General features: G+C 45.7%; 19 protein-coding genes. 12 read left to right on the top strand and 7 right to left on the bottom strand.

What is annotated here, in order from left to right; translation table 11 throughout:
• Window positions 1-63: 63 nt before the first annotated feature.
• The 4 genes from BFP72_RS07870 to BFP72_RS07855 form a co-directional block, all read right to left on the bottom strand.
• Window positions 64-4,413 (bottom strand): PAS domain S-box protein, encoded by a 4,350-nt coding sequence (locus BFP72_RS07870; protein WP_099598614.1) that lies wholly within the window; start codon window positions 4,411-4,413, stop codon window positions 64-66.
• A 90-nt stretch (window positions 4,414-4,503) separates the two neighbouring features.
• Window positions 4,504-5,016, bottom strand: coding sequence for a hypothetical protein (locus tag BFP72_RS07865; RefSeq protein ID WP_099598613.1), 513 nt, complete (start codon window positions 5,014-5,016; stop codon window positions 4,504-4,506).
• A 4-nt stretch (window positions 5,017-5,020) separates the two neighbouring features.
• Window positions 5,021-6,178: a DUF3667 domain-containing protein gene (locus tag BFP72_RS07860; RefSeq protein WP_158233336.1), complete on the bottom strand. Its 1,158-nt coding sequence runs from the start codon at window positions 6,176-6,178 to the stop codon at window positions 5,021-5,023.
• Window positions 6,179-6,189: 11 nt separating this feature from the next.
• Window positions 6,190-6,804, bottom strand: coding sequence for a hypothetical protein (locus BFP72_RS07855; protein WP_099598611.1), 615 nt, complete (start codon window positions 6,802-6,804; stop codon window positions 6,190-6,192).
• A gap of 115 nt (window positions 6,805-6,919) precedes the next feature.
• On the opposite strand from BFP72_RS07855, the gene BFP72_RS07850 reads away from it, so the two are divergent.
• Window positions 6,920-7,237: a co-chaperone YbbN gene (locus tag BFP72_RS07850; RefSeq protein ID WP_099598610.1), complete on the top strand. Its 318-nt coding sequence runs from the start codon at window positions 6,920-6,922 to the stop codon at window positions 7,235-7,237.
• Window positions 7,238-7,240: 3 nt separating this feature from the next.
• Window positions 7,241-7,486 carry a hypothetical protein gene (locus BFP72_RS07845; RefSeq protein ID WP_099598609.1) on the top strand — a complete coding sequence of 82 codons (246 nt, stop codon included), beginning with the start codon at window positions 7,241-7,243 and terminating at the stop codon, window positions 7,484-7,486.
• Window positions 7,487-7,599: 113 nt separating this feature from the next.
• On the opposite strand, the gene BFP72_RS07840 is transcribed toward BFP72_RS07845, so the two are convergent.
• Window positions 7,600-8,985, bottom strand: a complete 1,386-nt coding sequence (locus BFP72_RS07840; protein ID WP_099598608.1) for an exonuclease domain-containing protein — start codon at window positions 8,983-8,985, stop codon at window positions 7,600-7,602.
• Window positions 8,986-9,219: 234 nt separating this feature from the next.
• Between BFP72_RS07840 and BFP72_RS07835 the strand changes: the two genes are divergently transcribed.
• The 3 genes from BFP72_RS07835 to rlmF all read left to right on the top strand — a co-directional run bounded on the left by BFP72_RS07835 (window position 9,220) and on the right by rlmF (window position 12,314).
• The gene (locus BFP72_RS07835; RefSeq protein ID WP_099598607.1) at window positions 9,220-9,606 is read left to right on the top strand and encodes an STAS/SEC14 domain-containing protein; all 387 of its coding nucleotides are present in this window, start codon (window positions 9,220-9,222) and stop codon (window positions 9,604-9,606) included.
• Between the two features lie 170 nt (window positions 9,607-9,776).
• Window positions 9,777-11,204 carry an NAD(P)/FAD-dependent oxidoreductase gene (locus BFP72_RS07830; RefSeq protein WP_099598606.1) on the top strand — a complete coding sequence of 476 codons (1,428 nt, stop codon included), beginning with the start codon at window positions 9,777-9,779 and terminating at the stop codon, window positions 11,202-11,204.
• A 105-nt stretch (window positions 11,205-11,309) separates the two neighbouring features.
• Window positions 11,310-12,314, top strand: coding sequence for a 23S rRNA (adenine(1618)-N(6))-methyltransferase RlmF (rlmF, locus tag BFP72_RS07825; protein ID WP_099598605.1), 1,005 nt, complete (start codon window positions 11,310-11,312; stop codon window positions 12,312-12,314).
• Window positions 12,315-12,324: 10 nt separating this feature from the next.
• On the opposite strand, the gene BFP72_RS07820 is transcribed toward rlmF, so the two are convergent.
• Complete coding sequence (locus BFP72_RS07820) at window positions 12,325-13,227, bottom strand: prolyl oligopeptidase family serine peptidase (RefSeq protein ID WP_158233335.1); 903 nt, start codon at window positions 13,225-13,227, stop codon at window positions 12,325-12,327.
• A gap of 192 nt (window positions 13,228-13,419) precedes the next feature.
• Between BFP72_RS07820 and BFP72_RS07815 the strand changes: the two genes are divergently transcribed.
• The 7 genes from BFP72_RS07815 to BFP72_RS07785 all read left to right on the top strand — a co-directional run bounded on the left by BFP72_RS07815 (window position 13,420) and on the right by BFP72_RS07785 (window position 21,659).
• Window positions 13,420-14,406 carry an aldo/keto reductase gene (locus tag BFP72_RS07815; protein ID WP_099598603.1) on the top strand — a complete coding sequence of 329 codons (987 nt, stop codon included), beginning with the start codon at window positions 13,420-13,422 and terminating at the stop codon, window positions 14,404-14,406.
• A 34-nt stretch (window positions 14,407-14,440) separates the two neighbouring features.
• Window positions 14,441-14,827 (top strand): DUF3703 domain-containing protein, encoded by a 387-nt coding sequence (locus BFP72_RS07810; RefSeq protein WP_099598602.1) that lies wholly within the window; start codon window positions 14,441-14,443, stop codon window positions 14,825-14,827.
• Window positions 14,828-14,838: 11 nt separating this feature from the next.
• Window positions 14,839-15,276, top strand: coding sequence for a VOC family protein (locus tag BFP72_RS07805; protein ID WP_099598601.1), 438 nt, complete (start codon window positions 14,839-14,841; stop codon window positions 15,274-15,276).
• 175 nt (window positions 15,277-15,451) lie between these two features.
• On the top strand, window positions 15,452-17,149 hold the full coding sequence (locus BFP72_RS07800) for an RluA family pseudouridine synthase (protein ID WP_099598600.1): 1,698 nt from the start codon (window positions 15,452-15,454) through the stop codon (window positions 17,147-17,149).
• A 106-nt stretch (window positions 17,150-17,255) separates the two neighbouring features.
• Window positions 17,256-19,475 (top strand): TonB-dependent receptor domain-containing protein, encoded by a 2,220-nt coding sequence (locus BFP72_RS07795; RefSeq protein ID WP_099600722.1) that lies wholly within the window; start codon window positions 17,256-17,258, stop codon window positions 19,473-19,475.
• Window positions 19,476-19,647: 172 nt separating this feature from the next.
• Complete coding sequence (locus BFP72_RS07790) at window positions 19,648-21,228, top strand: choice-of-anchor I family protein (protein WP_099598599.1); 1,581 nt, start codon at window positions 19,648-19,650, stop codon at window positions 21,226-21,228.
• 170 nt (window positions 21,229-21,398) lie between these two features.
• Window positions 21,399-21,659, top strand: a complete 261-nt coding sequence (locus BFP72_RS07785) for a hypothetical protein (protein WP_099598598.1) — start codon at window positions 21,399-21,401, stop codon at window positions 21,657-21,659.
• A 100-nt stretch (window positions 21,660-21,759) separates the two neighbouring features.
• Here the strand turns inward: BFP72_RS07785 and BFP72_RS07780 are convergent, their stop codons facing one another.
• A complete protein-coding gene (locus tag BFP72_RS07780; protein ID WP_099598597.1) occupies window positions 21,760-22,845 on the bottom strand; it encodes a tyrosine-protein phosphatase in 1,086 nt (361 codons plus the stop codon).

The raw sequence follows: 22,845 nt of genomic DNA, 5'->3' as shown, positions 1-22,845 counted from the left end.
GTTAGATGGACTTCTCTCCCAAAAAGGGTATTGAAAACAAAAATTCAATTTATAAACAATCTGTCAGTTTTGCAGTAGTTTCTTGTAATTTTCCTTGAACTCAATGTAGGATTCTAATATGCTGTCGAGCTGCTCTTTGAGTTGAGTTGTGTCTTTTGTTTTGAGCTGTGTCTCGAGTTGGATGACGCGGCTTTCGAGTATTTCTATTCCAAGTGTCCCTGCACTTCCTTTGAGCGTATGGAGCTCTCTGCGGATACCTTCTATATCTTGTTGGTGATAGTTGGACAGACAGTTATCTATGATTTCTTTGGCTTCATCTTCAAAATCAAGTAGGACCGAGTTGAGCAATTCTTTTCCTCCGTATTTGGAAAGCTGGTTGAGTGTGTTTTGGTTGATAATGAGCCCTTTGTTTTCCGTGTCTTCCAAGACCTGTTTGATCACTTTGGGTTCAAAATTGACATGATCCTTTACTTTGTTGATGACGATTTGCGCTTTGATCGGTTTGGCCACATAGTCATCGAGTCCTGCGGAGATAAATTTCTTTTCATCATCTTCCATCGAATAGGCTGTCATTGCAACGATCGGAGGGAGGTCAGGTAGATTCATAGCCTTTAGGTTTTGGGTGGTTTGCACACCGTCCATATCTGGCATCTGAATATCCATGAATATCAAATCATAGGTTCGGGTTGTTACCATGTCAATGGCTATTTGACCACTTTCGGCTGTATCTACATTACATCCCGACTTGATGAGTATTTGACTCGCCACAGTACGATTTACCTTGTTGTCGTCCACGACAAGTATTTGGGGCGTTTTCAGTGCAAACTCCTTTGGGATGTTGATCTTATCCTCAGGTTCTGGTTCTTGAATGCGTTTTTCCGACTGCTCTTGGATTGCACCTGCTTCGAAGGTAAACCAAAACGTACTACCTAATCCAGGAGTAGAAGCTACACCGATTTCTCCCCCCATGGATTTGACCAGTTCTTTAGAAATGGCTAAGCCCAAGCCAGTACCACCATATGACTTGGTACTTGAGTTGTCCAACTGGTTGAAGTTGACAAATAGCTTGCTGATTTCCTCAGGCTTGATGCCAATACCTTCATCCTTGACTTGCACTTTGAACAGGTGTTTCTTGTCGGTGCTATGCTTGAGAACGAGGCTGATATTGATGGTGCCTTTGGATTCCGAAAACTTGATGGCGTTGCTTGTCAGGTTGGATAGGATTTGCAACAAACGTGTCTCGTCGATCATCACCAACTCGGGGGTTTGATCTGTGAGGTGGTAGTAGATGCAAGAGTTATTGAGTTGTGCTTGCTGTGAGAAGAGGTCGTATAGTTTCTCAAAAGTAGAAATGAGCCGAACTGGTTTTTCTCGCAGTTCCATTTTCCCAGCTTCGATTTTGGAGAGATCCAAGATATCGTTGAGAATGACCATGAGTGTCTCTGACGATTTCTTGATCGTTTTGACGTAATCAAACTGTTCACTGTCCAATTCTGTACTACCCATGAGGTCAATCATACCAATGATGCCATTCATGGGCGTACGTATTTCATGGCTCATATTGGCCAAGAAACGCTCTTTGATAGCCAGTGAATTTTCTGCCAATTCCTTGGCCAAGCGCAATTCGACGTTTGTACGTTTGATTTCTGAAATGTCCCTAGCGACTCCCTCTATACCGATCACCTCACCATCTCTATAGAGAAGGCGAATGTTACAAATAAAGTCTATGTCAGCACCATCGGGCCCCAAATACTTTGCTTCCAAGTTTTGAATGGTCTTTTTGGCGTGCAATTCATCGAGAATTTCACGTGTACTCCTTTCGGCAACAAAAAAGCTTACAATGTATTTGCCCAACACGTCCGATTCACTCAAGTTCAGTCCACTGATGGATGGGCTAATCATATTGATTTTACCGTTGAGAGCACAGCGGAAGTAAATGTCTTGAATCGATTCGAATATCTCCCTAAATTTGGATTCACTTTCGGCCAGCGCTATCTCAGAGCTTTTCTTCTCAGTGATATCGTTGGAGATGACTGAGACTTCTTCGATATCACCATTCCCTTTGATGATAGGGTTAATGAATACCTCCATCCAATTGGACTGCTTGTCTTTCCTTATATTTTGGCTTTGGAAGTTCACTGCTTGACCTTGGAAGGCTTCTTTGTATTTTTCCAACCAAAAGACTTCCAAATCATTCGTGTCCATCGGTACGGGTTTTCCGATCTCAATAGGGATGTCAAAATTTTGGCGCAGGTTATTGGCAAAATTGTCGTTGAAAGAGGTCAAATGATACTGATGATCCACAGACCAGATGTGGTGACTACTGCTTTGGAATATTGCTCGCAGACGGGCATCTTGATCTGTGATCTTCTCTTCATTTAGTTTCCTTTCTATGGCTAGGGAAATCTGACTAGACACAAAAAAGAGCAACTCAAGGTCTTTGTAGCTGTAGTCCGAACGGTCTTCATAGGAGTGAATCGTGAGAAGTCCTATATTTTGATTGCTCACTGTGATCGGTACCCCAAGCCATATTTTGGGGGATAACCCTTCAAAAGTGATTGCTTTTTCTTGCAGGTGGGTCTCGATATCTTCCTCATAGAGCATCTTGGCTTGGGTGTCCTCCATGATATATTGCCCTAGTATTTCGTTGACCCATTGTTGATCCTGTACCTCTTGCGTATCTGTAAGTGTCGTTCGAAAATAGGGGATAGATTTTTGATCTCCCGATTCGATGACAATGGACAAGTTCTGTACGACTAGAATATTATTGAGCTCATGGTAGAGGTTCTCATAGAGCTGATTGAGCTGCATGCCTTCGATGTTGTATGCGGCTATTTTGGAGTATAGTGATTGGGCTTTTTCTGTACGTACTCTCTCGGTGATGTCGTAAAAAATCCCTCTAAACTGTGCGACACCATTCAAATCAAAAGAACAGTTGACTCGACCTGATACGAATATTTTCTTGCCTTGATCGGATAAAAATACAGATTCAAAGCGCTCTACAGTTTCACCTTTGATTATTTTGTCTAAGTTTTCGACTGTTTTGTCCCATTCATCAGGACTTACGATGTCTTTGAACCGCAGCTGACTAGTGAGTTGATGGTAGCCGAGTTTTTCTTGCCAAGCCTTGTTGACGAACTGAAAAGCTCCATCTTGATCAAAGATCTGGATCAAATCGTAGCTATTGTCAAATAGTTCTGTGAGTTGGTCATTGGTCCGCTCAAGTTGTTTTTTGACACGTTGACGTTCGGTTATATTTTCTCCGATGAGATTGATACCCGATATTTCATTGAGAGCGTCCTTTAGACAGATGACATTGAAGCGAACCTGTACTTCCTCTTGGTTGCTTTTGTAGAATTTTCCTTGAATATGACTGGTATGACTCCCGTCCTGTCCGAGTTGTTTGTACTTCTTTTGATTGATTTTAGATATTGCGTCTGGGACGAATATTTCGAAAAGATTTTTGCCAACTACGACATCCATTTGCATACCTAGATAGTTCAACAACTTTTTGTTGCAAAACCGAATGGTGCCCTCTGTGTCCGTCGTGAGCGCAACTACTTCAGAGGTGTCCAGTGACTCCTGTATTTTGGACTCTGCCGAGGCAATCGCAGCATCGCGAGTTGTTTCTAACTCAAGGTTTTTGCGCTCGGTGGTGTCTACTGCAGCATATACATAGCCTAAAAATTGATTGTTTTTTGAATAGCGAGGGACGCCTGTATCCAACAACCAATGATAGTGCCCTTGATTATTCAAGAACCGAAACGAATACTCGAACTTTTTCTTTTTGCTCATCGCAAACTCAAGAGCACTCAGGTATTGGGACTGGTCCTCTGGGTGTATCATTTCTATCCAGTTGGCATATTTTTCCTCTTCGGGACCGATGAGATCGTGCCAGCCTTTGTTGAAGTAGGTCACATCCCCAGATTCGTTGGTGATCCGAATGAATACAGGGGCATTGTCAGCAATTGAGTTGGCTGTACTGGCATTGTTTTGGGCCTCTTCGATCAAGTCAAGATGTGCAAGAAATCGCTCATCTTTTATTTTACTGATTGTGCATATGGATGGAAAAGACTTGCCATTTCTGTCTACAAACTCAAACTCGAAGGGGTCACTTTTTCCAAAGCTTGCTTTCTTGCTCTGGTAGTTCCAGTTCTTTTTGCTCTGTTCGCCATCTACTTGGAATATGGGAAGAATCTCCTCAACGGTTTTGTCCTCAAAGTCACTGGGGAAAACAAATTTCTCTTCTGCTTTTGGGCTAAACTCAATGATTTGGTCTGACTCGAAGATGAAGAAGTAACTGGCTGAGGAATCAAGCAAAAGGTCATACTTGTTGCGCAACTCTTTGAGCTCATTTTTGAGCTTACTTATTTCATTGACAAGTTCTGATCTCTCTTGATTTAGGATCGCCATTTTTAAAATATATAGGATAGGTGTAGGCTTAAAACTAGCAATAAAAATCTATATGAGTCATTTACACCGAATATTGTTCGGTACAAATCACTATTTTTCAATTTGCTTCAGTACCCGCCTTCCTCGAGCACGGATGGCTGCTGATCCGAACTGCATCAAATCCTCGATGATCAATCGCAATTCGTGCTTGAGATCAGGGTAGAGCTGGCACAGGTTTGCCAAGACACTCATCGAAAAGGCCTGTACAGCGATGGCCTCTTTTTGATCTGTCAAATATTGAAAACAGTACTCCACCAATTTGCCTTGGTGACTTTCGGGAATCTCTTGGTACTCAAGAAGTCGAAGGATGTTTCTCTTGACTCCATCGATAGGAGTGCTGTCCAGATGATCAATGAATGCTCCCACATAGTGCTCTAGGAGTAAGGGTTGTTTCTCGCCGATGGTGGACAGCACCCATGCGGCATTCTGACAGGAGCGGTAGTCGTCTCCCATGAAGTATTGGACCAAAGTCGGGAGATGTCTTGGATGCTCCATGACATGATCGGCTATTTCCAAAGCTTTGGTTTTGCTGATTCGTTCGACAAAAGCATGTTGTAACTCCATGGATTTAAAGATTGAAGACGGTGATGAAAAGTTCCATCACGCCAGCGATGACAAGTAGGAATAAATACAGCAGACCAATCGACAAATACTTGAAGACCGTACGAGCCCAATGCTCTCCGTAGACTTTCTTAAATGACAGTATCCCATAAATAGTCACCAAGAAGAAGCAACATCTCCATACCACAGAATAGTGGAGCGGCAACATCTCGTGGTTGAGCACTAAAATAGCACCAATCGCGAAGATGAAATACGTGAAACTGTGCAAATGAACCAGATGGATTAAATGAGAGAAGTAATAAATGTCCTTTTTGAGGTAAAACAACTTGAAGATTAATGCCAACAAAGGCAACAAAATCATCATCATGACAGGAATGTTTTGTAGGATCCGATTCATGACCATATCCATTGACATTTGGTCCATTTTGATGACTTGATAGACGATTTTTTTCTCCAATTCTGAGAGCACCTCAGTATTGAGGGAGTCCATGATTTGATGAGGACTGAGGTTGCGATCCTCACGAAGAGACAGGTAGGTTTTTACGGTTTCTTGTGTGAGAAATTCATTCTCAGACTCAGCACTGCGACCAGTCCAAGCCCTAACCGTATCTTGCTCGTGTAGACGAGCGATCGAGTCTTCTTTGATCTGGTGTATCGAGTCTAGCTTGACCATAAAGATTTGGTTTATATCCATCGATACAGAATCTCTCAAATTTTGATTGGTTTGCTCGAGGCGATTTTGGGTCTTGACTACAAAGTCTTGACTCAGCAGACTAAATACGAAGAAGAACAACAAACTCACGATCAGGTAGAGGCGAATGGGGTTGATGAATGCTGCTCGCTTGCCCTCTGTGTAGTAATTGGTCAGTGCGCCTGGTCGCAAGAGGAATGGATGGATACTATTGCCAAATTGAGAATCCAACGAGAAATAGTTGTGCAAGAAATCTGTAGCTATCGTCCAAAAAGACAGCTGGTTATGGTTGTTTTCTTGACCACAGCGTGGACAGTAGTTGGTCTCGATATCAAACTGAAGTTGACAATTGAGACAATGCGTGGCAGGGTGTCTTTTACGTCGCAACGAGGGCAAAGACACGTTCAACTTCTGAACCTGTGTCAGCGCCGTCTTTGATTTGTCGATGAAATATTTGATTCGTTTGCCTGCCACGGTCAATCCGTTTAGTCCTCGACTTCTAAGACTTCCAAAATATCCGCTAGTTCGTCATAGTCTTTGAAACCAGGCTTTTCTTCATGACTTCCAGAAAGCGATATCCCGTGATAAAATACCGGTTTGCTGAGCACATTGTCTGCAGTGACATCATAGGCTTTGAGTGTTTGAGTCGTAAGTTCGAGCTCAGAGACAACCTGATCTATGTCCAAGTACAAGGATTCGTTCTGACAGTCGATCAACAGGTAGGCGAGAGCCTCAGGGAGATCATCGGCCTGTGATTTGAAAGTAGCCAAGTCTTCCATTGAGTCAATTTGCACCTTCAATATGACTTTTGATTCGGAGGTCAATTCCTGAGCCACGGAGATAGAGTTGACCTGTACAAAGCCCGTGTCGATATTTTGCTGCACTTCGCGAATCTGCGCAAGAGACAAATCGCCGTATTCCAGTACTAGATCTACACCGGCTACCCAGCCCATGATCTCTTTAGCCGTGTCGAGTGCGACGGGGTTGTCTTGACTTGGGTCGAGATTGAAACCAATCATGTTGACACCAAAGCCCGCACAATAGCGCGCGTCGCTGAGATTGGAGATGTTTCCTACTTTTACAAATGTTTTTAAATTCATATCAATACTGACAATTGGGCGATCAAATTATTTGATGCAAATCAAAACCATTCCTCTCAACTATGCCGTAAAATTGCAATGAAATATAGAGACAAGCATTTAAAACAAACATACAATGGAAGTAATAGAAGTAACAGATCAGGAGTTGGATGCACAACTCAGCGCAAATTCTAAAGTCGTCATCAAATACTATGCGGACTGGTGTGGCTCATGCAAATTGTTTAACCCGAAGTTTAAAAGACTGGCTAAGGATGAGCGTTTCGGTGATGTGACGTTTTTGAATATCAATGCTGAGCACAATCCAAATGCCCGTGCCAAAGGAGGTGTGTCTAACTTACCATCGTTTGCGATCGTAGAAAACGGCGAGTTCAAAGAGTCGATCTTCACAAGCAAGGAAGAAGCAGTCGTAGAACTCATCGAAAAGTTGAAGTAAGTTGTGCAGATCCCTGTAATCAAAGAGTTGGTTGAGCAATATGACGTTGCTCAACTGACTGATGCCGAGGAAGCTCTCCTTGAAGAACTGCCCCTTCCTATCAAAGTAGAGGGCAAGGATGATGGCGAAGTACTGACACATATCTTGGCAGCTATTTGGATCATCGAACGCATGGAAAGCAATGATTTGCCCTTTGCCAAGGCTCTCCGAGAGTATACGAGCAAAGTACGCGTGTCAATCAGTGGTTAATCAGTCGTGTTGCGAAGAATAGCTTGCTTCAATTTCTTGGAGGGTAGGCTTTCTAACCAAACAGCATGCATGTACACCAGAGCCTTCGCAGAGGCTCTTTTTTGGTTTTGAACTTAATTGGAGCTAGTCGTATTTTCTTCTTGTGTACGTTTCCTTTTGAGATAGCCTAGAATGATACGTTGCGCATCGGCATTGGTCGGGGTTGGAGTGATGAAATTTTCATACCCTTCATGCGTATTGTTTTGGTGAGTATCAGGGACATATCCGTAGCCTATATATTCTCCTTGTCGGATTTGTACGATTCCGATTTCGTCCTCAGTACGACCCTTTTCTACGATGAAAAAATCCTCTTGCTTGAGCAGTATGTTACCCAGGAGTTCCTCTACCCGTAGGTTGTAACTTTGTGAAGACTCTTTGCCGCAACAAACCCCCAGACACTGTTTGATATGAGAGGCAAAACAAGGGCCATTGGTCTTTTCCAATCCACAGCATTTGGGGCAGAGCTGATAGTCTTGTACGGCCTTTTCTAGAAAATTTTTGGCTTGACCCAATTTGGAAAAGGTCATCAAAGCTACAGTACCTATTTGCAACTTGCCGATATTGAGCTGAAGGATGCCTGCTTGATTTTCATAGGCGTATAGGCCATGCGTAGCACGTGTCTGTTTAAGGGCGTGGTTGAATTGCGGCTGGTGCTTTTTGATTTCGTCCGACTCATGCAAGAGAGCGATGAGTTCACTTCCAGTGATTTCATAACGGATGTTGGCTGTGAGTGCAAACATGCTGCGTTCCTTACGGCTTTTGTCGTTGAAGTGGGATAGCATCCGTTGGCGAATATTGTTGGCTTTGCCGATATAGATGAGCTCATCTTGCGAGCTGTAGATGTAGTATACCCCAGTCTGCTGAGGAAGGGAAGAGTAGATTTTGAGGTCAAGAAGTGGGGGGATTTTGGGAAGGTTGGCTAGTGTCGTCGTACTCAAATCTTCGAGTCCCATGTCATGTGACTTTTGCAAGAGAATCTCCATGAGCTTGACGGTAGCTGCAGCATCACCATATGCGCGGTGGCGTCCATTGATCGCTATACCTAGGTCTTCACAGAGTTTGCCTAAACTATATGAAGAGTGTCCGGGTAGAAGTTTTCTCGAAAGCTTGACTGTGCAAAGCTGTGGTCTGTCAAAACTGCCTCCCAAACTCTCAAATTCTGACTTTAATACGCCAAAGTCAAAAGCGACATTGTGCGCGACAAAGGTACGCCCTTCTGTCATTTCATAGACTTTGCGAGCAATCTCGTAGAACTTTGGTGAATGCATCACCATCTCATCGTAGATGCCTGTCAGTTGTGTGATGGAGTAGGGAATGGAGGTTTCGGGGTTGACCAAGGTGTCGTACTGATCGATAATCCGCTTTCCGTCATGAATGATGATGGCGATCTCTGTGACTTTCTGCCCTTTGGCACTGCGACCCGTGGTCTCGATATCGATGATGGCATACTCCTGAGGCATGGGCTCAAAGATAAGAAGGAGAAAGAGATCCCGAAGGACTCTACCCTAGAATTTGGACCGAAGAAGAAAGTATAAATAGTCCCTACTTGAACTCAATTGCTCAGGATTCTTTATTTTAAACGAGCCCTTGGCTTTGTTCTTTTGATCTGCCTCACGCTATTGTAGTATGATTCGAGTCAAAAGTGTATAATTTCGAGTGTATACAACCAACAAGCGAACCTAAACACAATACTGATGATTGAAAAAATCAAAGCCTTTGAAGGGAATGCACTTGCCATAGAAGTAATCGATGGATTTACTGAGACGGATGAAAAGCTTGCGCAACAATTCTTCAATGAGAAGGTAGAGGAAGGGAATGACTACATCCACGTACTCGTGAAACTGGACGAAATGAAAATCAGCCATAGCAGTACCAAGGCATTTATGGAGGATATGATTTGGGTGCTAAGAAACTATCATCAGATGGGGAATCTGGCCATCGTGGCACATTCCAAAGTATTGAAAGCCTTGGTGCCTATAGACAATATTTTCTTTGAAAGGCTACAGAAGGGGTTTGAAGAACGATACTTTGATGCCTCACAGTTGGACAAGGCATTGGCCTTCATTAGCCCCAATGAATAATAGTTTTCGTTTAATATTTGGTGAAAAACCTATGTCCAAAGCTGTGCATTCACCAAGTTTTCTTTAGAATTGATTGACAAATAGAATAGTGGTTTCACAATGATAGTTTCTACTAGGTATATGGCTAGTAAGAAACTCGCAGGAATCCTCAACAATACCTCGAGTAAAGAATGGATAAAGAGTATGACGTAGTGGTAATCGGCTCGGGCCCCAATGGACTGAGTGCAGGCATAGCTTTGGCAGAAAAGGGATTGCAAGTATTGATTGTAGAAGGTGCAGAAACAGTCGGTGGGGGAACGAGGACTTCCGAACTGACACTACCTGGTTTTCGTCACGATGTATGCTCGGCGGTGCATCCGATGGGTTATTTGTCTCCCTATCTCAAGACCTTGCCGCTGGAGAAGTTTGGCTTGGAATGGATCGTCCCGAATGCCTCAGCAGCACATCCGCTAGATGGAGAAGAGGCCGTACTACTGTACAAGTCCATGGAAGAAACCAGCCTCAATCTAGGTGTAGATGGAGAGCAATACAAAAAGATATTGGCTCCATTCGTGTCACGGGCCGAAGATCTCTTATCAGATAGCCTAAAACCCTTGGGCATCCCACAAAATCCATGGTTACTTGCGCGCTTTGGTTTGAAGGCCTTGCAGCCTGCGACTTTCTACGCACGGCATGCCTTCTCCGATCCACGCATGAAGGCGTTGTTTGCAGGGTGTACGGCTCACAGTGTCTTGCCTTTTGATAAGTTTTTTACCACAGCGATGGGGTTGATGTTTTTGGTGACAGGGCATGTAGAGAACTGGGTCATACCCAAAGGTGGCTCACAGCAAATTGCCAATGCTTTGGCGGGATACTTTGAAAGCCTCGGGGGTGAGATCCAGTGCTCGATGAGGATCAATGAATGGAAGGAGTTGCCAGTTGCCAAACGCTATGTATTTGATACCGATCCGGTACAGCTCGCCAACATCGCTAGAGAAAAATTGCCTCCATCGTACAAAAACCGCCTCAAGAACTATCAGTTTGGCCCAGGGGTCTTCAAGATTGACTATGCTCTGGATGGACCGATTCCATGGAGTGATCCACGATGCCTAGATGCCTCTACTGTGCATGTAGGGGGTACGTTTGCCGAAGTGGCTGCTAGTGAAAAGGATGCTTGGGAGGGCAGGGTGAGTGACAAGCCCTTTGTGATGCTTAGTCAGCAGAGTCAGTTTGATCCCACCAGAGCTCCCGAGGGCAAGCATACGGGATGGGCGTATTGCCATGTGCCTAATGGCTCAACGGTGGACATGACCGATGCGATTGAGAATCAGATTGAGCGATTTGCTCCAGGGTTCAAGGATATCATTTTAGCGAAAGCGACGATGACGACACAGGACTTTTACCAATACAACCCCAACTATCTCGGAGGAGCCATCACGGGAGGAGCAGCAGATATTTTTCAGTTGTTTACCCGTCCCGTGGCGCGGATAGATCCTTACAGTACGCCCAATCCTGACCTCTTTATTTGTTCGGCATCCTCGCCTCCAGGTGGGGGAGTACATGGGATGTGCGGTTATCATGCAGCACAGAGCGTGCTCAAATCGCTCAAAGTCACCTAAGACCGACCGCATAGTTGGAGTGGGAATGTGCCATGTTTTGGATACTATGTTCTAGATTATCAATGACGCTGCCTATCATTGCATTCGAATTCGGAAAAGCCTCACATGAAACACTCGTCAAGCACCTCTTCTCCCAAAAGGGTGGAAGTAAAAACAAGACTACATCCTCGCAACAAAAACCGAGATCGCTACGATCTGCAGGCTTTGATTGGGGTTGTGCCAGACTTAGCCAATCATGTAAAACCCAATAAGTACGGAGATGATTCTGTGGATTTTGCAGAGCCTAGAGCAGTCAAACTACTCAATCAGGCATTGATGTACCATTATTATGGAGTGAAGCAATGGGAGTTTCCTGATGAAAACTTGTGTCCTCCTATCCCAGGGAGAGCAGATTATATTCACTACATGGCAGACTTGTTGATGGAAAGCAATTTTGGGACATTTCCCGAAGGGGAGAAGATCACCTGTCTGGACATAGGAGTGGGAGCCAACTGTATCTACCCCATACTCGGCACCATCGAGTATGGCTGGCAGTTCATCGGTTCGGATATTGACCCCCAGTCTATCGAATCAGCACAGCGCATCGTAGCAGCCAATCCCATGTTGCAGGACAAAGTAGATTGTAGACTTCAAGTGACTTCCAAAGATGTGTTTTATGGCATCATCACCAAGGAGGATAAGGTAGACTTATCGATCTGTAATCCCCCATTTCATGCATCTGCAGCAGATGCAGCAAAAGGATCCAAAAGAAAGGTCAACAATCTCTCCTCGAAGAAAATTAAAAACCCTCGGCTTAATTTTGCAGGTGTCAGCAACGAACTGATCTGCGAGGGTGGAGAGTCTAAGTTTATCCAAAACATGGTCCGTGAGAGCAAGAAATTTGCAAGCAATTGCTACTGGTTTTCCACTCTTGTCTCCAAGCAATCCAATGTCAAAGGCGTACAGAAGGCATTGGAGGAGCATGGAGCGAGTCAAGTCAAAATCATTCCTATCGGTACAGGCAACAAGTCTAGTCGTATCGTCGCTTGGTCCTTCTTGTCAAAGACCGAGCAGAAAGAATGGAGGCAGACTCGGTGGATTCCTGCCAAACCTATTGACACAGAAAAATGATTCTAGTCGTTTATTGTTGTTGACTATAGATCCAAGGAATCAGCTCTTCGTTTTGCCAGGCTCTCTGGAAGGTGTCTCCGTGGGTAGTGCTGTCGTACTCTGTGTAGAGGACTTCTGCACCCGCTTCGGTTAGAAGTTGGTACATATGTCGTGACCCTGCCACGGGGTTGTACTGATCGATGTTGCTATGAAAAACCCAGATCGGAATGGATTGTATGCGATCCACGGTTCGTGGGTCAGAATAGCCCGCCATAGGTACTGCCGCAGCGAACAACTCTGGTCGTCTCCCGATAAACTCCCATGTACCAAACCCTCCCATGGATAGTCCCGTCAAGTACACTCGACTCTTGTCAATGTGGTATCGATCGATGGTGTAGTCGATCAGCTCCAGTGCTGCTGCGCCCGAAGAAGACGGCGTGTCATTCATGAGATAACTACCATCCTCGCCGAGTCCCTCAAAGGGTGTTTCTGGCGTGTTGCCTACCCATTTGGCCCATTCTTCGTTGATAGTGGTGTCAGAGCACTGTGGCACGAGTACGATACTGCGGTAGCGTTGCTGCATGTTGGGGGAGACAATGGATCGAGGGCCGTTGAACAGCGGAATATTGTTGTATATCTTTGGGTTGTTGTCTGTGCCGCGCTCACCACGTCCATGCAGATGGATCAGCAACGGGAGGGATTCGTCGGGTCGGTAGTCATCGGGAATAAAAATACGATAGGGCATTTGGTGTCCATTTTTCGCTACGAAGACGCTGGCCTGCATGACCTGATCGAGATGCTCATTTACCCAAGCTTGGTTTTGTGCAGTGGTGAGCTGTGCGGCTATGGTCAAGGTGCTGTCCTGCTTTTGTGATTTGGTTTGGCACTGTGGCAGTGCCAGTATGAGTATCAAATAGATTGGAAATCGTCTCATGAGGTTTTGGTCGAAGATTGTTGTCGTCAAGTTAGAGGACATTTTGTGGATGAAAAAGCCTAGGGAAATACACCTATCTGGAATGGTACAAATGCCTTCTATATCTTTCGTCATAGGAAAGCTACTTTTGATTTTTCTAAAGCACGAAGCTTCATTATCTTCGACATACAAACTACAACAGAGCAATTAACCATGGAATACAGAAAATTAGGAGAATCAGATTTAGAAGTATCAGCGATCACATTTGGAGCTTGGGCAGCTGGCGGATGGATGTGGGGACAGACTGAACGCTCCGAAGCAGTGGCAGCCATTCGTGCGGCTTATGATCACGGCATGACCTCCATCGATACTGCGCCTATCTATGGACAGGGCAGGAGTGAAGAGATCGTGGGTGAGGCCATCAAAGACCTCCCGCGTGACAAAGTACAAGTCTTGACAAAGTTTGGCTTGAGGTGGGATCTCGCCAAGGGAGAGCACTACTTTGATAGCCAAGACAACAGTGGTCAAGACATTCAGATCTTTCGCTATGCGAGCAAAGACAGTATCATCACCGAGTGCGAAAATAGTTTGAAACGTCTCGGTACCGATTATATAGATCTTTATCAGATTCATTGGGCGGACAGTACGACCCCCATCGAGGAGACCTTTGAGGCGGTCGCTCAGCTCATCAAGGAGGGGAAAGTACGTCAAGCAGGCGTGTGCAATTATGATGCGTCTCAAATGTCCACTGCGGAGAAAGCTGTCAAACTAGTGTCCAATCAGATACCTTTTAGTATGGTCAACCGTGGAGTAGAAGAGGAGACCGTGCCCTACTGCATCCAGCAGAAGAAATCGGTATTGGCCTATAGTCCAATGGAGCGTGGGTTGCTGACAGGTAAGATCACTCCTGGGTATGTATTCCAAGACGGGGATCATCGAGCAGGACATCCACATTTTCAGCCGGATTTCATCCAAAAGACCAACGATTTCTTACAACAGATCAAGCCAATCGCAGACGAGCAAGGAGCCACTTTGGGCCAGTTGGTCCTGCGTTGGACGATCGAGCGTGCAGGGATCACCATCGCACTCGCGGGTGCACGGAATGCCGAACAGGCCACTCAAAATGCAAGAGCCATGGACGTGAAGTTGACTGCTGAACAAATAGCTTTCATCAGCACTGAAGTGGAGAAACTGACATAGATTTTATACCCTACAAAAACCAATCTCCAATCCTATGACACTCAACACTTATATGCCGGATGCACTTCGGCCGTTTTATCAATCCGAGTTGACGCAGTACAGGGCACAGTTTGCACAGGGGCACTGGGCACATGCATGGACACACCTTGAGCGGGCTCATGTGATCGGTCAGGCCTATCCTGTGACGCACAGTCAGGTGCACTGGCTGATGCTGGTGTTTGGGGTGAAGATCAAGAGTCTTCGTGAGGTCATCGGTCAAATCCCACGCTTGCTTGTGGGGGGAGTCAAGTCCTTCGTCGGGCACATACCTGTCGGTAATACCGGAGGGGCCAATGTACCGCCTCTACGTCCTTTGCCAATTGCAGCGGACATACAGGACATGTTTGCACAAGCTGGAATACATCGCAATCACAACACCTAAATTTTATAACTATGGCAAGAGTTAATACTTACCTCAATTTCAAAGACAAGACCGAAGAGGTCTTTTTGTACTACCAATCGATCTTTGGCGGAGAGTTCGCAGGAGATGGATTTTCTCGATTTGGAGAGGTGCCTCCATCCGAAGAGATGCCGCCACTCCCGGAGTCTGACAAAAATCTGGTGATGCACGTGGAGCTACCAATCATGGGAGGACACAGTCTGATGGGGTCAGATGCCCCAGAATCGATGGGCTTCACTGTGAACGTTGGCAACAACGTGCATATCAGCATAAATACAGACACGCGCGAAGAGACAGACGAATTGTTCGCAAAGCTGTCCAAGGATGGTGTGATCACCATGGCGCTGGACGAGATGTTTTGGGGAGATTACTTTGGTAGCTGTACCGACAAGTACGGGACACAGTGGATGTTCAACTGCCCAGCGAAGTAAAGCTTGGACACTGGCAAGGGGCTAGTGCATCGATCCAAAGTCCTGATTGGGACTTGTAGATGGTTTTATATTCAACTCCCATCCACTAGAGTGTTTATACCCTAGTGGATGGGAGTTATTATTTCCCTTTCCTCTGACTAGCTTTGCACTTTAATCATTCGGATCAGAAGAGGGTATGAGTCAGCAGACAGAGATAGAGAAGAGTTGTTTCAAGCGGTTTCAGCAGCCAATCGAGGCATATGCCTTGCCAGAGCGCTTTACCTTTCCCTTTTATTATGAGCCACATCCACTGTGCCTCGTGGCAGTGGACGAACTGCAAACACACCTCAAAGAACAGAATGAATGGAAACATGACTTTGGATTTGATGCCTATGTGGATGCCCCCAATGTTGGCAAAATGTTCGGTGTACTCCTCGTCAGAAATGCGAATGGAGAAGTGGGGTATTTGTCGGCCTTTTCGGGCAAATTGGCTGGGTCCAATCTCCACAAGGGATTTGTTCCTCCCGTTGTAGATATTTTGGAAATCGACAGTTTTTACAGAAAGGGAGAAGAGGAAATCATGGCTATCAATCGACAGGTATGGGCACTCGAGCAAGCGGAAGACTATCTGCGCTGCAAATCCCTATTGGCTAGCGAAGAAAAGCAGTCCGCGGAAGAAATTGCAGAGATGAAGGCTCAAGTGAAGGCTGCTAAACAAGCCCGTAAGACACATCGATGGGAAGCCGAACAGCAGCTCTCCCCCGAAGAGTACGTGCAACTCACTGCGCGCCTCAACCACGAAAGTAGCCAAATGCATTTTGCTCAAAAAGATTTGTCACGTGAATGGAAGCAACGCCTTGACGCTCGACGCACTGAATTGGCGCGCTACGAGACGGAAATCAAAGCGCTGAAGGTGGCACGTAAACAGCGCTCTTATGACCTACAGCAAGAGATTTTTGATCAATATCAGTTTCTCAATATCGATGGAGAGACGAAAGGACTCATGGATATTTTTGAGAATACACCGCTGAAGGTGCCCCCCTCTGGAGCAGGGGAGTGTGCACTACCCAAGATGCTGCAGTATGCTTTCAAGCACGGGATGGAGCCACTCGGCATGGCGGAGTTTTGGTGGGGGCAGTCGCCGAGTTCGGAGATACGCAAGCACGGCTATTTCTACCCGTCATGCAAAGGCAAATGTGAACCGATACTCTCACACATGTTGCTGGGTATGGAGCTTGATGAGAGTCCGATACAATACCTGTCTACAGAGGACAAAGAGGTGAAAATCATCTATGAAGATGACGTGATGGCAGTGATCCACAAACCTGCTGATCTGCTCTCGGTACCAGGGCGCAACAGTTCGGACTCAGTATCCGAACGCATGCATGCCAAGTATCCAGACATGACGGGCCCAGTCATGGTGCATCGTCTGGATCGAGCTACTTCGGGATTGATGCTGATTGCAAAGACTAAAGATGCGCACAAAGCGTTGCAAGAGCAGTTTTTGACCCATACGATCAAGAAACGCTATGTTGCTCTCCTGGAGGGGATCATCGAAGAGGATTACGGGCAAATTGACTTGCCTCTACGGGTGGATCTCGAGGATAGACCAAGACAACTCGTGTGTCATGAGTACGGCAAGCCTGCACGTACTGACTGGAAAGTCATCGACCGTGTCAATGGACAAACACGGGTGCATTTTCACCCAATCACGGGACGTACGCATCAGTTGCGTGTACATGCAGCACATGCTGAGGGACTCAATACACCGATGGTGGGAGATGACCTCTATGGCAAACGCGCCGATCGCTTGCATCTTCATGCCGAGTCGATTGAGTTTTTGCATCCCGTGACCCGTGAAAAGATGTCTTTTCAGGTAGACGCGGACTTTTAGTTCCGTCTAATGGGGGTTGGCTTGGAGGTTAACCTCTTATATAAAATCTAACCCTTTGGTCAAAAAGGATAAAAGTCTATGTGGGCGATACTTCAACTTCGCAGCGATGATGAGAACACCACTATTGATAGCACTGATGCTATGCGCAGGAGAGATGATGGCACAGACGGTACGAGGCAAAGTCCTCAATAACCAGCGAAAAGCCGTAGATGGCGCCTATGTTGTAGATGTTAAATCTGGAAAGCACGCCCATGTCAATCACAACGGGCAGTTCAATCTGACTGATATGGCAGTGGGTGATTCGGTACGCGTCAGTCATATTGGCTACCAGACGCATACGGTAGCAGTCGATGACTTGGATGAGCAGATGGTCATCACCATGACAGAAAATATCCTCGCGCTCAACGAAGTACTCATCTCACCGGAGTTTGATGCAATCAATCTACTCGTAGATATAGATATTCACACGAGCCCAGTGCAGACCTCACAGGAGTTGCTGCGGCAGGTCCCGGGTTTGGTGATTGGGCAGCATGCAGGTGGTGGCAAAGCAGAACAGATTTTTCTGAGGGGCTTTGATGTGGACCATGGCACAGATGTAGCCATATCGGTAGACGGTATGCCTGTCAACATGGTGTCACACGCACATGGACAAGGCTATGGAGATTTGCATTTTGTGATTCCTGAGACAGTAGACAACATCCACTTTGGTAAAGGAACGTATGATGCGAGTGAAGGGAATTTTGCTACGGCAGGTTATGTGGGTTTTCATACCAAGGAGTCTTTGGATGATAGTCAAATCAAACTCGAGCTGGGACAGTTCAATACACAGCGCCTGCTCGCTATGCTGGATGTAGTCGATACTGACAAACATGACGTCTATGTCGCGTCGGAGTTTAACCTGTCTGATGGGCCATTTGATAGCCCCCAAAACTTCAGTCGCTTCAACATCCTTGGGAAATATACAGGTAGACTCTCTGCGACCGATAAACTGTCGGTCAGTATCTCACACTTGACAAGCAAATGGGATGCGTCTGGTCAAATTCCACAGCGAGCCGTGGACAGTGGAGATATCACACGTTTTGGAGCCATCGACGATACAGAAGGGGGCAATACAAGTCGCAGCAATATCATCTTGAATTACATCAAGTCGGTCAGTGAGGATGCCTTTGTGAAAAACACTGTGTACTATACTCACTATGATTTTGAGCTGTTTTCTAATTTTACCTTCTACCTCTTTGATCCAGTCAATGGCGATCAAATACGTCAGTACGAAGACCGACAACTTTATGGGGTGACGAGCGAATACAATCAGAGTTTGGATTTTGGTGCTCACGAAGGACTCTTGCAAGTCGGCATTGGCTACCGCAATGATCAGAGTCGCAACAACGAGTTGTCGCATACAGCCAACCGCGTCACGACACTGGACACCCTACAGCTGGGCAACATCGATGAGAGCAATCTCTACGGTTATGTCAATTTGGAAATGGATATCGGTAGATGGGTAATCAATCCAGGGTTGAGAGTAGATCATTTCAAGTTCAATTACTATGACCAATTGCTGACAACCTACGATACTCAAGCAGAACAAAAGGGAATCCTAAGTCCAAAGCTGAACATTCTATTCAACCCGTCGACTAATCTGCAACTCTACCTCAAGACAGGCAAAGGATTTCATTCCAACGATACGCGTGTGGTTGTTGCACAAAATGGACGAGAGATTTTGCCCTCAGCGTATGGTGGAGATTTGGGATATATGTGGAAACCCGTCTCGAATATCGTACTCAACATGGCTTACTGGGCGCTCTATTTAGAACAGGAGTTTGTCTATGTAGGGGATGCCGGAATCGTAGAACCAAGTGGGGAGACTATGCGGACTGGTTTAGATTTTAGTCTACGCTATCAGCCGCTGCAATGGCTGTATTGGAATGTCGATGTAAATTATGCATTGGCACGGGCTCTGGGAGAACCTCGTGGCGAAGACTATATCCCATTGGCACCTGACCTGACATTGACTAGCAGCGTGAGTGTGGTGCATCCTTCGGGAGTTTACGGAAGTGTTAACTTTCGCTATGTCAAAGACCGTCCAGCCAACGAAGACAATAGTATTGTGGCAGAAGGATATCAAGTCGTAGACCTCAATGCAGGGTACCAATGGGGAAGCTTGGATTTTGGAATCAACATACAGAATGTATTCAATACCGAATGGAATGAGACTCAGTTCGCTACCGAATCACAACTGCTCAATGAAACCGCTCCTGTGGAGGAGATCAACTTCACGCCGGGGACACCCTTTTTCGCAAAAGCGTCTGTAGCATACCGTTTTTAGTTGCTTATAAGTTAAGACTTAGACCTGTGCCATCGATTGTATTTTGAGTTATTTGTTTGTTATCGCTGTAGGATGCGGAGTAGGGATTGCTAGTGTTTAAATAAAACTGGCGTAATCCTGAGTCAACGCTGTGCCTCTAGTTTTGTTTTTCAATTTAAATCGAACAAAACAAATGAAACACCTATTTACAGCAGCAAGTTTACTTGGCCTTGCGGCAGCTTTCTCGTCATGTGATGAAGACAACGGATTTGATGCTCCAAACGAAAACGCATCGACTTTTTCTGAAGTGAGCCATATCTCCATCGGTGGTGAGACTGCTGCAGAGATCTCCGCTTATGATCCCTCTACCCAACAATTGTTTGTCGTCAACAATGATGGTGAGAGCCGTATCGACGTGATCGACCTATCCAACCCAGCAGCCATGTCCAAAACAGGCACCGTTAGCATCACTGCCTATGGAGCAGGAGTCAACAGTGTCGCGGTAGGGGGGAAATATCTGGCAGCAGCGATAGAGGCTAACAACAAACAGGAGAACGGGAGTATCGTCGTGTTCAATCTCTCTGACCTCTCAGAAGCAGCAGTGATCACTGCAGGTGCTTTGCCCGACATGGTGACTTTCTCACCAGATCACAAGTACATCCTCTCTGCCAACGAAGGAGAGCCTAGCGGTGACTACCAAACCGATCCTATCGGTTCTGTTACGATCGTGACCGTCGACGGTTTTTCTGCTACGACGCTTGATTTTACCGGTTTCAACGACCAAGAAGCGACTTTGGAAGCAGAGGGGTTCAGAGTGTCTGGGCCCAATGCAGACCTAGCCCATGACGTAGAGCCTGAATACATCGCAGTATCACCTGATTCGAAGACAGCCTATGTCGCTTTGCAAGAAAATAACGGGTTGGCGATTATTGACTTGGAAAGCCAAACCATCACTGATCTTAAAGCTTTGGGCCTAAAAGACTATGCCTCCGATGGCGTACAAGTGGATCCTAGCGATGAAGTAGAGGATGAAATCGAATTTGTAGACGTGCCTGCCAACATCTTCGGTATATACATGCCTGACGGTATCGCTGCATTCGAGGTGAATGGAGAAACGTATGTGATCTCTGCCAACGAAGGAGACGGTAGAGAATACTTCTATGATGCAGATGAGGTGACTTGTGAAGCAAACAATGGAGACTATGATGAGGATGACGGGTGCTTGTCATACTTGGACGAAGAAAGACTGAAGAAATTGGATCTAGATCCAAGTGTATTTACCAATGCCGACGACATCCAAGAGGATGAGGCATTTGGTAGATGGAAAGTGATGGTAACTGATGGAGATGCTGACGGTGACGGATTGTATGAAAAACTGTATACTTACGGTGCGCGCTCTTTTTCTATCTGGGATGCTCAAGGCAACTTGGTAGCTGATTCTGGTGATGAACTGGAGAAAGCAGTAGTTGCTGCAGGTCTATATGATGACAGCCGCAGCGACGACAAGGGTGTAGAGCCAGAAGGTGTCGTAGTGGGAGAAGTCAATGGGAAGACCGTGGCGTTCATCGGCTTGGAGAGAGTAGATGCAGTCGCAGTATACGATGTATCCACTCCGTCTAGCCCTGAACTACTTTCCATCCTCAAGACTGGTGATGCTCCAGAAGGACTGGTGTTCATCTCTGCAGAGGATAGCCCGACAGGACAAAGCTTGTTGATCGTGTCTTGTGAAGACGATGGTACGATCTGGGCTTATGCTCCTGAGTTGTTTATGTAATAGTAATTAGTTTATAATAGTAAGAAAGGCACCTGTATGGGTGCCTTTTTTTATCTCAAATTTGATGTTTAGTCATCTCGTACTGAGCATATGGAGAGTATGGGCTAGCTTTGTTTTGGCAATGGCTTCATGTCTATTGCCCAATTTTCTGATTGCACAAACCCATCACTATGTTTGATAGTTCGTATTACCCCAAAGCCCTCGATGAGTCTCTGTTTGAATCCTGGTTGGAGAAAGGGCGAGAAAGTAAAATTCCTTACAGCTACCTCTTGGTCGTGTGGGATGAGCGGGAGGCGAATTATCAGCCAGTCTATGTCGAACAACGTGAATCAATCCTTCATTACGAAGTTTATGAGCACTCGACAGGCAATGAATCTCTGGTAGCAGTCTACGATTTATACTCTGAATCTAGAATCCATTTGGAGCATTAGGATGGTTGGCAAAGAGGAAACCATCAAAAACACTTATTGTTCTTGATGGTTTTAGGGTTGAAAGGAAAATCAATTGTCCGACAATACGAGGCTCTTCTTGTTACTGCAAGTACATGCTTTTCAGCTGATTGATGTTGTCAGTAGTGAGTCCGACTTCATCAGAGAGGTATCTATTCACGTCACCGTATTCTGTTTCTATCTTTACAAAAGCAGCTTCTAGGTATTGTGCTTTGACGCCCATGAGCTGCCTCAGTACCTCTTGGTTGATCCCAAAATACTTTGCGGCCTTTTCAACAGTCGCTTCGTTGTGCTCATGGCGGTAGTAGTTGCTTAGCAGGTATTCTTGCATGATGACGTCTTTTTCTACCCCTAGTGCAGACAATATCATTGCACTGGTGAAGCCCGTACGGTCTTTGCCAGCTGTACAATGAAAGAGCAGGGGACCTTCATTTTGCAATAGGATATCAAATATACTCTTGATCTCTGCTGATGAGTCTACAAACCCACGGTTAGCGTCTTCCATGAAGCTGTCTCCGTTGAAGTTTTCGGGCGTAGCATCTTTCATGATCTGTTTCAAGGAATCCATTTGTTTGTCATCTAGCGAACTACCTAAGCCCAAATGCTTCCATTGGATGTCTACATCTTGAGGGTAGGTGTCAGGAGCATTTTCTATTTCTCCGTTTGTACGAAGGTCCACGATGGTTTTGAGTTGTATCTCACGAATTTGTTGCAAATCATCTGTGGACAAGTCCTTGAGCTCAGCCGAGCGGTAGATTTTCCCCCATTGGGTGAGTTGTCCTGTCTTGGTAGGAATGCCGCCTAAATCACGGAAATTTACTGCTTCGTCAAGGATCAATTCGCGGTTGCTAGCCAGGATGGTGTCCTGCTCCGTATTGATCAGAGCGAAGAAACTTCTGTTGGGTTGTTTGGGAATGAAGTAGGTCTTTTGTTTGTGACTATCGATCGTCGTGATAGGAGATTGCCAATTGATTAGCTGTGGACTTGTGCCGTGATAGAGCGTCCATTGTCCGGGTTGATGGATTTGGACTATGTACTCAGCAGAGTTTTGGTCAGTTTGGATGGTGACAGGCTCGGTCAGTTCATAGGCAGGCTTTTGTTCTGCATCGTATTTCCCACAAGCGGTCATCATACCGCATAGGAGTGTTGTTATTGCTATGTTTTTCAT

Origin of the sequence: Reichenbachiella sp. 5M10, from assembly GCF_002742335.1 — a bacterium.
GTDB lineage: Bacteria > Bacteroidota > Bacteroidia > Cytophagales > Cyclobacteriaceae > Reichenbachiella.
The sequence above is the reverse complement of the archived record's forward strand: the minus strand, read 5'-3'. Positions and strand labels throughout refer to the sequence as shown.

Coding starts and splice junctions, on each gene's coding strand:
- BFP72_RS07870 (WP_099598614.1), bottom strand. CDS start 4,413: ATGGCGATCCTAAATCAAGAGAGATCAGAACTTGTCAATGAAATAAGT.
- BFP72_RS07865 (WP_099598613.1), bottom strand. CDS start 5,016: ATGGAGTTACAACATGCTTTTGTCGAACGAATCAGCAAAACCAAAGCT.
- BFP72_RS07855 (WP_099598611.1), bottom strand. CDS start 6,804: ATGAATTTAAAAACATTTGTAAAAGTAGGAAACATCTCCAATCTCAGC.
- BFP72_RS07850 (WP_099598610.1), top strand. CDS start 6,920: ATGGAAGTAATAGAAGTAACAGATCAGGAGTTGGATGCACAACTCAGC.
- BFP72_RS07840 (WP_099598608.1), bottom strand. CDS start 8,985: ATGCCTCAGGAGTATGCCATCATCGATATCGAGACCACGGGTCGCAGT.
- BFP72_RS07835 (WP_099598607.1), top strand. CDS start 9,220: ATGATTGAAAAAATCAAAGCCTTTGAAGGGAATGCACTTGCCATAGAA.
- BFP72_RS07830 (WP_099598606.1), top strand. CDS start 9,777: ATGGATAAAGAGTATGACGTAGTGGTAATCGGCTCGGGCCCCAATGGA.
- rlmF (WP_099598605.1), top strand. CDS start 11,310: ATGAAACACTCGTCAAGCACCTCTTCTCCCAAAAGGGTGGAAGTAAAA.
- BFP72_RS07820 (WP_158233335.1), bottom strand. CDS start 13,227: ATGAGACGATTTCCAATCTATTTGATACTCATACTGGCACTGCCACAG.
- BFP72_RS07815 (WP_099598603.1), top strand. CDS start 13,420: ATGGAATACAGAAAATTAGGAGAATCAGATTTAGAAGTATCAGCGATC.
- BFP72_RS07810 (WP_099598602.1), top strand. CDS start 14,441: ATGACACTCAACACTTATATGCCGGATGCACTTCGGCCGTTTTATCAA.
- BFP72_RS07805 (WP_099598601.1), top strand. CDS start 14,839: ATGGCAAGAGTTAATACTTACCTCAATTTCAAAGACAAGACCGAAGAG.
- BFP72_RS07800 (WP_099598600.1), top strand. CDS start 15,452: ATGAGTCAGCAGACAGAGATAGAGAAGAGTTGTTTCAAGCGGTTTCAG.
- BFP72_RS07795 (WP_099600722.1), top strand. CDS start 17,256: ATGATGAGAACACCACTATTGATAGCACTGATGCTATGCGCAGGAGAG.
- BFP72_RS07790 (WP_099598599.1), top strand. CDS start 19,648: ATGAAACACCTATTTACAGCAGCAAGTTTACTTGGCCTTGCGGCAGCT.
- BFP72_RS07785 (WP_099598598.1), top strand. CDS start 21,399: ATGTTTGATAGTTCGTATTACCCCAAAGCCCTCGATGAGTCTCTGTTT.
- BFP72_RS07780 (WP_099598597.1), bottom strand. CDS start 22,845: ATGAAAAACATAGCAATAACAACACTCCTATGCGGTATGATGACCGCT.